Consider the following 7,112-nt stretch of genomic DNA (forward strand, 5'->3'; position numbering starts at 1 on the left):
GAGACAGAGGCGCAGCAGCAGCAGGCCCTGCGCGAGCTGACCGAAGGCGGCCGGCAGATGGCCCAGGCGATGCGGCGCCAGTTCGGCCCCGGGCAGCAGGGCGACGGCCAGCAGGGCGAGGGGGAAGGCGAGGGCGAGGAAGGCGACGGCCCCGGCATGGCCGGCGACCAGCCCGGCAACGGTCAGGACGGCGGCCAGGGCCAGGACCAGGCGAGCGGCCAGGGCCGCGGCCGCGACCCGCTCGGCCGTTCGACGCGCGAGAATGCCGGCTCGGCCAGCGACGGCAACGACACCCGCGTGCCCGATCAGGCGGAGATGCTGCGCACCCGCCGCATCCAGGAGGAGCTGCGACGCCGCGTCGGCGAGCGCGAGCGCCCGGCGCAGGAGCTGGACTACTACGACCGCCTGCTGCGGCAGTTCTGAGCCAGCCCGTACGGTAGCCTCCGGGGAAAAGGCAGGGCCTTTCCCCCGCCAGGCGCAACGCCGGGTCCGTCCCTCAGGCGGCCAGCCACTCCGCGAAACCCGCCGCCACCGCCTCCGGCGCCTCCAGGGAGGGCAGGTGCCCCACGCCCGGCAGCAGCATCGCCCGCGCGCCCGGCACCGTCTCGGCGATCTCCTGCATCCGCGCGGGCGGGCAGAGCCGATCCTCCTCGCCGCTGATCAGCAGCACCGGCACCTGGATCGCCGCCAGCCGTGGCCGGCTGTCGGCGCGGTGGATCAGCACCGCCGTCTGTTCCCGCAGCACCGCCGGGCCGAGCGTATCGGCCATGTCGCAAAGCAGGTCGAAAAGCGCCGCATCCTCCCGCCGCGCCGCGGGCACCGCATCGGGCCAGAACTCACGCGCCACCATGGTGCGCGCCCCCTCGCGCTCCATCGCCTCCAGCAGGCGGAAGCGCGCCGGCGCCTTTTCCAGCGCGTCCGGCCGCGCATCCCCGGCCAGCAGGGCCAGGCGTGTGATCCGCTCCGGCGCCTGCGCCACCATCTCCAGCGCCACCATGGCCCCCAGTGCCGCCCCGGCCAGGGCGAAGCGCGGGGGCGCATGGCGCAGTAGCCGCGCCGCGAGGTCGGGCGCGCTGCGCGCCCCGCGCAGCGCCGCCACATGCGCGCCAGCATAGCGGTCCCGCTCCGGCACCAGGGCCCAGAGCCGCTCCTGCACCGGCCCCCAGAGCCGTGCGTCGCACATCAGTCCGGGGAGCAGCAGGAGCGGATCGGCCATGACGGTCAAACGTTCCGCGCCGCCGCTAGGTTGGCCCGCGCCCCGCCGGCGAGGAAGCCGACATCGTATCCCGGGTTCACGAGCTGGAAGCCCTCCTTCGCCCGACGCCCCGCCGCCGGCCCGTCGGAGCAGAAGATCCCGGCGATCTTCCCGGCGGCGCGGCTGCGCGCCAGCACATGCGCGATGGCCGTGCCGGCGCGCGTCCCGGCCTCCGGCTCGGAGGACGGCCGCTCGCCCATCTCGATGCAGAGGTCGTTCGGCCCGACGAAGACGCCGTCGATTTCCGGCAGGGCGAGGATCGCATCGATCTCCGCCACGCCGCCCCGGGTCTCGATCATCGCCAGGGCCAGCACCTCGTCGTTCGCGCGATCGAAATAATCCGGGCCGCCATAGAGCATCCCGCGCGCCGGGCCGAAGGAGCGCCCGCCGCGCGGGCCATAGCGGCAGGCCTCCGAGAAGCGCCGCGCCTCCTCCGCCGAGTTCACCAGCGGGCAGATGACACCATAGGCCCCGGCATCGAGCGCCTGCATCACCAGCCCCGGATCGTTCGAGCGCACCCGCAGCAGCGGCTGCGCCGGCGTGGCGGAGATCGCTTGGAGCATCGCCGCCGCGGTCTCGAAGCCGATCAGCCCGTGCTGCATGTCCACGGTGACACAGTCATAGCCCGCATGGCCCAGCAGCTCGGCCGCATAGGGGGCGGGGATGCCGCACCAGCCGTTCATCGCCGCCCCGCCCGCGCGGGCGATCTCGCGGACGCGGTTCGGGCGCATCAGCGGCCCTCCCGCCCGGCGGGTTTGGCCGGACCGGGGCGGGGAGCGGATCTGACGGGGATCGATGCTGGCATGGGCGTTCCTTTCCGGGGCCGCCCGGCCCGGGATGGGGCCGGGGGCATGGAAGGCTCTCCCCGTGGCGTCCGGGCGCGGGCAGCCCGGACGCGGCGCGGGCCTTCCTTGTTCCACCGAGGCTAGCGCAGGACAGGGCCGCGAAGAAGCCCGCCCTCTGCGGCTCGGCGCACGGCCCCGGCCTGTCCGTCCCGGACGGGCGCCCGTCCCGCGTGCCCGGTGGGGAGCCGCGCGCCCGCCGGCCCTACTTCGCCGGCCGCAGCCCCATCGCCCGCGTCTCCTCGTCGGCGCGCGGCGTATAGGCATAGCCCTTGCGCATCGCCCAGACGCTCTTCTGCAGGTGCAGCGGGATGATGGCGACATCCTCCATCGCCATCTTCATCGCCTTCTGCATCAGCCCCTCGCGCGCCTTGTCGTCCAGCGTGCCGAGCGCCTGCTGCACCAGCTTGTCGAATTCCGGGTTGGAATAGCGCCCGTAGTTCGACAACCCGCGCCCCAGCGCCGGGTCGCGCGTGCCCAGCACCGCCTTCAGCGAGGAGGAAGGCTCGCCCGTGGAGTTGCTCCAGCCCAGCAGATAGGCCGAGGCCTCGAAGCGGTTCAGCCGCCCGATCACCGTCGCCAGCGGCTGCGCCTCCACCCGCGTCCTCACCCCGATGCGCGTCCACATCTGCGCCACGGTCTGCTGGATCTGCGCGTCGTTGACGTAGCGGTCGTTCGGCCCGCGCAGGATGATGCTGAGGCCGTTGGGATAGCCCGCCTGGGCCAGCAGCTCCTTCGCCCGGTCCGGCGCGAAGGCGGGCACGGGGATGGAGGGGTCGTAGCCGAAGACGCCCGGCGGCATGAACTGGCCGGAGGGCAGCGCCGCGCCCTCCATGACGCGCGACACGATGGCCGGCCGGTTGATGGCGATGCTCAGCGCCTCGCGCACCCGGTGGTCGCGCAGCGGGTTCTTCTCCAGCTTGCCGCCATCCGGCCCGGCGATGTCGGGCGAGCCCTCCTGCCGCTCCTCGTCCAGGCCGAGGAAGATCAGCCGCGTGCTGTTGGCCTCGGCAACGGTCAGCCGGTCGTCCTTGCGCAGCCGCGCCGCATCCGCCGTGGGCACCGCGTCGATCAGCGCCACGTCGCCCGAGAGCAGCGCCGCCACCCGCGCCCCGTCATTGCTGATGATGCGGTAGTCCACCGTTTCCCAGGCCGGCTTCTCGCCGTAGTAGCCGTCGTCGCGCGCCAGCTTCACCCGGTTGTTCGGGTCGTAGGAGACGAACTTGTACGGCCCGGTGCCGATCGCCGCCTTGCCGCTGTTGAAATCCGCCGTGCTGGAATTCGCCGCGACGGAGCGCGAGACGATGAAGATGTTCGCCAGGTTGGCCGGCAGCAGCGGCGAGGGGCCGTTGGTCTTCAGCCGGACGGTCAGCGGGTCCACCACCTGCACGTCGGCGATGTCGCGCGTATAGACGGAGAAGGAGCTGGGGCTCTGCACCATCGGCACGCGCTCCAGCGAATAGGCCACGTCCTCCGCGGTGAAGTCGGCGCCGTTGTGGAACTTCACCCCCGGCCGCAGTTTGAACTCCCAGGTGGTGTCGTCCACCAGCTTCCAGGATTCCGCAAGGTCCGGCACCACGCGCGACTTCTCGTCGCGCTGCACCAGCCGGCTGAAGATGTGCGACGACAGCATGATGCTGGGCGTCAGCGTGTAGTAGTGCGGGTCGATGCTGGCCGGCGGCGCGCTGACCGCGAGCGACAGCGGCTCGGCCTGGGCGGGGGCCGCGGCAAGCGTGCCGCAGAGCGGCAGGAACAGCGAGGCGAGCAGCGCCGCGCGGCGGGAAACTGTCTTGATCATCGGCCGTGTTCTTTCCGTTGTCGGTTCCGCCCGGCCCCATGGGACGCGGATGGCGGTCCCGGCGGCGGGCATGGCGCGGCACGCCCCATCCGCCGGGAAGGCAGGCCCGGCCGCCAGGGCGCCGGGCCGTGGAAGGTCATCGCGTCCCTCAGGCCGCCCGCGCCTCCTCCTCGCCCGCCCAGCCCAGCTCATGCCGCACCAGGCTCGCCCAGTAGGCCGCCCCCGGCGCCAGCGCCTCGTCGTTGAAGTCGTAGAGCGGCGTATGGACGTTGTGGAAGCTGCCATCCGGGTTCACGCCGTTGCCGATGCGGATGAAGGCGCCGGGCTTCTCGCGCAGCATGAAGGCGAAGTCCTCGCCGCCCGTGCTCATCGGGATCTCGCCGACCTTCGCGGCGCCCACCACCGCCCCGGCGGCGGCGCGCGCCACCCCGGTCTTCTCCACGTCGTTCACGGTGGGGATGCAGAGCGGCTGGTACTCCAGCTCCGCCGTCACGCCATAGGTCGCGGCCAGCCCCTCGGCCAGGTCGCGCAGGCGGCGCCGGATGGTCTCCTGCGTCCTCTGCTCGAAATACCGCGCCGTGCCGCGCACCAGCACCCTGGACGGCATCACGTTCGGTGATTCCGGCGTGCCGCAATGCACATGCCCGACGCTTACCGCCGCGGGCTCCGTCGGCGCCAGCGAACGCGCCACGATGGTGTGCACGCCCAGCAGGAAATGCCCCAGCACCACCGTCGCATCCGTCGCCAGATGCGGCGCCGCGCCGCCATGCCCACCGGTGCCGGTGAAGGTCACGCCCCAGAAATCCGCCCCCGCCAGGTTCGGTCCCGGGCGGATCGCGAACTGCCCCACCGGGATGCCGGGGCTGTTGTGCATGCCATAGACGGCATCGCAGGGGAAACGCTCGAACAGCCCGTCGCGGATCATCGCCGGCGCGCCGGTCCCGGCCTCCTCGGCCGGCTGGAAGATCAGCTGCACCGTCCCCGCGAAGTCGCGGTTCGCGCTCAGGTACTTCGCCGCGCCGAGCAGCATGGCGGTGTGCCCGTCATGGCCGCAGGCATGCATCTTCCCCGGCACGGTGGAGGCATGCGGCAGCCCGGTCCGTTCCTCCATGAAGAGCGCATCCATGTCGGCGCGCAGCCCGATCGCCCGCTGCCCCGGCCGGGTGCCGCGCAGCGTGCCGACCACGCCCGTGCCGCCCACGCCCTCGGTGACCTCGTCGATCCCCCATTCGCGCAGCTTCGTCGCCACCAGCGCGGCGGTGCGATGCTCCTCGAAGCGCGTCTCGGGATGGGCATGGATGTCGCGGCGGATGGCGATCAGCTCATCCTCGAATCGCTTGATCGCATCCAGGGGCGTTTCGGTCACGGCGTATCCTCGTTGCGCGGACGCCGGCACGGCGGCGCCGGGCGTCACGGGATTGTCTCGGAACGGCGCGGACCGTGCCTCCGCCGGCGCAGCGGGTCAATCGAGGCCGGGCGGATTCCGCCCGGGATTCCCGGCCCCGTCCCAGGGGGGGGGCGGCACGCCGGGGCAGCGCCATCAGGCGGCGGGGCGCAGCGTCACCGTCCAATGGAAGCGCCGCGCCCGCCCCGGCTCCAGCAGGATCACGCCTGGCTTGCCGGCGAACTCCCCATCCCAGCCGAGCGGACTGGCATGGCCCGCCCAGGGCTCCAGGCAGAGGAACTCCGCCCCCGGCTTGGACCAGAGTCCGAAATCCTCGTAGCCCTCCCACACCATCTCCAGCATCGCGCCGCCCGGGCCGTCATAGCGCAGCGCATGGGCGGGCAGCCGCGTCATCACCAGCGCGTCCTTGCGGAACAGCTCGTCCTCCAGCCGCAGCCGGCCCTGGCGCAGTGGCAGGACCTCCGCCCGGTCGAGCAGCCCGTTGGACAGCCGCCGCACCGGCAGGCTGTCGCGCAGCGTGCCGGGCGGGACCGCGGCATCGGGCAGGAAGGTCACGCCATGCTCCTCCCGCGCCCCGCCGCGCGGCAGCGGCCAGGCGAAGGCCGGATGCGCGCCGACCGAGAAGGGCAGGGGCGCCTCGCCCGTATTCGCCACCGTCACGGTGCAGGCCAGCGCGGATTCGGCCACGGCGAAGGCGACATCCAGGGTGAAGGGAAAAGGATAGGCCGCGAGCGTTTCCGCATCCTCCGTCAGGCGCAGCGCACAGGCCGTCTCGGTCAGGGCGAGCCAGGTGAAGCGGCGGTCCCGGGCGAAGCCGTGCTGCGTCATCCGGCTCGTCCCGCCCGCATGGCGCAGCGTGTCGCCCGGCAGCCGGCCGACGATGGGGAACAGCACCGGCGCATGGCGCGGCCAGGCCGGTCCCGCCTGCCAGAGCCATTCCTCGCCGGAGGCATCGCGCAGGGACTGGAGCTCGGCGCCCTGGATCGAGATCACCGCCCGCAGCGTTCCGCTGCCGATCCCGTGCCGCTCCAGCCTGTCCTGTTCCATCGCTCCATCACTCCTCCGGACCGGCGGAAGCCGCTTCCGCCCTGCCGCGCGCCTTCCCGCCCCGGAAGGCGGACCGTCCAGGTCCCCTTATGCCGTGGCTCAATCCGTCCGGCGCCCCCGCATACCATCACATCTGCGTCCCGCGCGCCCCTGCTCCATCATGGCGGGCACAGACGGACCTTGCCGATGGCCGTGGGGCGGCGCAGATGGGCGCCACCGTGCTGCACCTCATCAAGCTTTCCGTCGGCCCCAAGGACGTGGCCGAACTGCGCCAGATCCAGGCCCGCCGCCTCGCCGAGCAGCCGCCGCTGCGCCATTGGACGCGGATGATCCCGCGCCGGGGCGGGGAACTCATGGCCGGCGGCTCCATCTACTGGGTGGTGGCCGGCTTCGTGCGCGTCCGGCAAAGGCTGGTCGGGCTGGAGGAAGGCCAGACCGCCGATGGCCGCGCCCAGGTCGGCCTCGTGCTCGATCCGGAACTGGTGCCGGTGGAAATGCGCCCGCAAAAGCCCTTCCAGGGCTGGCGCTACCTCCAGCCGGAAGCAGCCCCGCCCGACCTTCCGGCCGATGGCCCGGTGGCGGAAGGGCTGGACGCCCTGCCGCCCCGCCTGCGCCGCGAATTGCGGGAACTCGGGCTGATCTGAGAGGCGGGCCAAGGGTGGCCCCCGCGTTGCGCTTCGTGGCTGGCCGCCGGGGGAGAGGCACCGCCTCTCCGCCCGGACCCCCTCTCCGCCGGGGACCGAAGCCGGTCCCCGGACCCCGGGC

General features: G+C 73.0%; 7 protein-coding genes. 2 read left to right on the top strand and 5 right to left on the bottom strand.

The genetic code is table 11. From position 1 onward, the window contains the following. Positions 1 to 423 (top strand): DUF4175 family protein (locus ROTAS13_RS16150; protein WP_139323392.1); only part of this gene is annotated, 423 nt, incomplete at its 5' end. A gap of 73 nt (positions 424 to 496) precedes the next feature. Here ROTAS13_RS16150 and ROTAS13_RS16155 read toward each other — a convergent pair. From ROTAS13_RS16155 to ROTAS13_RS16175, 5 genes are all read right to left on the bottom strand, one after another. Beyond that, entirely contained in the window at positions 497 to 1,216 is a 720-nt protein-coding gene (locus ROTAS13_RS16155) for an alpha/beta fold hydrolase (protein WP_075822846.1), read from the bottom strand. A 5-nt stretch (positions 1,217 to 1,221) separates the two neighbouring features. Then, positions 1,222 to 1,986 (bottom strand): HpcH/HpaI aldolase/citrate lyase family protein, encoded by a 765-nt coding sequence (locus tag ROTAS13_RS16160; protein WP_019460730.1) that lies wholly within the window; start codon positions 1,984 to 1,986, stop codon positions 1,222 to 1,224. Between the two features lie 316 nt (positions 1,987 to 2,302). Further along, the gene (locus tag ROTAS13_RS16165) at positions 2,303 to 3,895 is read right to left on the bottom strand and encodes an ABC transporter substrate-binding protein (protein WP_075822847.1); all 1,593 of its coding nucleotides are present in this window, start codon (positions 3,893 to 3,895) and stop codon (positions 2,303 to 2,305) included. Between the two features lie 148 nt (positions 3,896 to 4,043). After that, entirely contained in the window at positions 4,044 to 5,261 is a 1,218-nt protein-coding gene (locus tag ROTAS13_RS16170; RefSeq protein ID WP_075822848.1) for an amidohydrolase, read from the bottom strand. A gap of 174 nt (positions 5,262 to 5,435) precedes the next feature. Further along, positions 5,436 to 6,347: an aldose 1-epimerase family protein gene (locus tag ROTAS13_RS16175; protein ID WP_075822849.1), complete on the bottom strand. Its 912-nt coding sequence runs from the start codon at positions 6,345 to 6,347 to the stop codon at positions 5,436 to 5,438. A 206-nt stretch (positions 6,348 to 6,553) separates the two neighbouring features. Between ROTAS13_RS16175 and ROTAS13_RS16180 the strand changes: the two genes are divergently transcribed. After that, positions 6,554 to 6,991, top strand: coding sequence for a DUF1489 family protein (locus tag ROTAS13_RS16180; protein WP_075822850.1), 438 nt, complete (start codon positions 6,554 to 6,556; stop codon positions 6,989 to 6,991). Positions 6,992 to 7,112 lie beyond the last annotated feature (121 nt).

It is taken from the genome of Roseomonas sp. TAS13 (assembly GCF_001950415.1).
GTDB classification, from domain to species: domain Bacteria; phylum Pseudomonadota; class Alphaproteobacteria; order Acetobacterales; family Acetobacteraceae; genus Roseomonas; species Roseomonas mucosa.

What these genes read in the sequence shown, in the direction of transcription:
- ROTAS13_RS16155 (WP_075822846.1), bottom strand. Translation starts at nt 1,216, where the DNA reads ATGGCCGATCCGCTCCTGCTGCTCCCCGGACTGATGTGCGACGCACGG.
- ROTAS13_RS16160 (WP_019460730.1), bottom strand. Translation starts at nt 1,986, where the DNA reads ATGCGCCCGAACCGCGTCCGCGAGATCGCCCGCGCGGGCGGGGCGGCG.
- ROTAS13_RS16165 (WP_075822847.1), bottom strand. Translation starts at nt 3,895, where the DNA reads ATGATCAAGACAGTTTCCCGCCGCGCGGCGCTGCTCGCCTCGCTGTTC.
- ROTAS13_RS16175 (WP_075822849.1), bottom strand. Translation starts at nt 6,347, where the DNA reads ATGGAACAGGACAGGCTGGAGCGGCACGGGATCGGCAGCGGAACGCTG.
- ROTAS13_RS16180 (WP_075822850.1), top strand. Translation starts at nt 6,554, where the DNA reads ATGGGCGCCACCGTGCTGCACCTCATCAAGCTTTCCGTCGGCCCCAAG.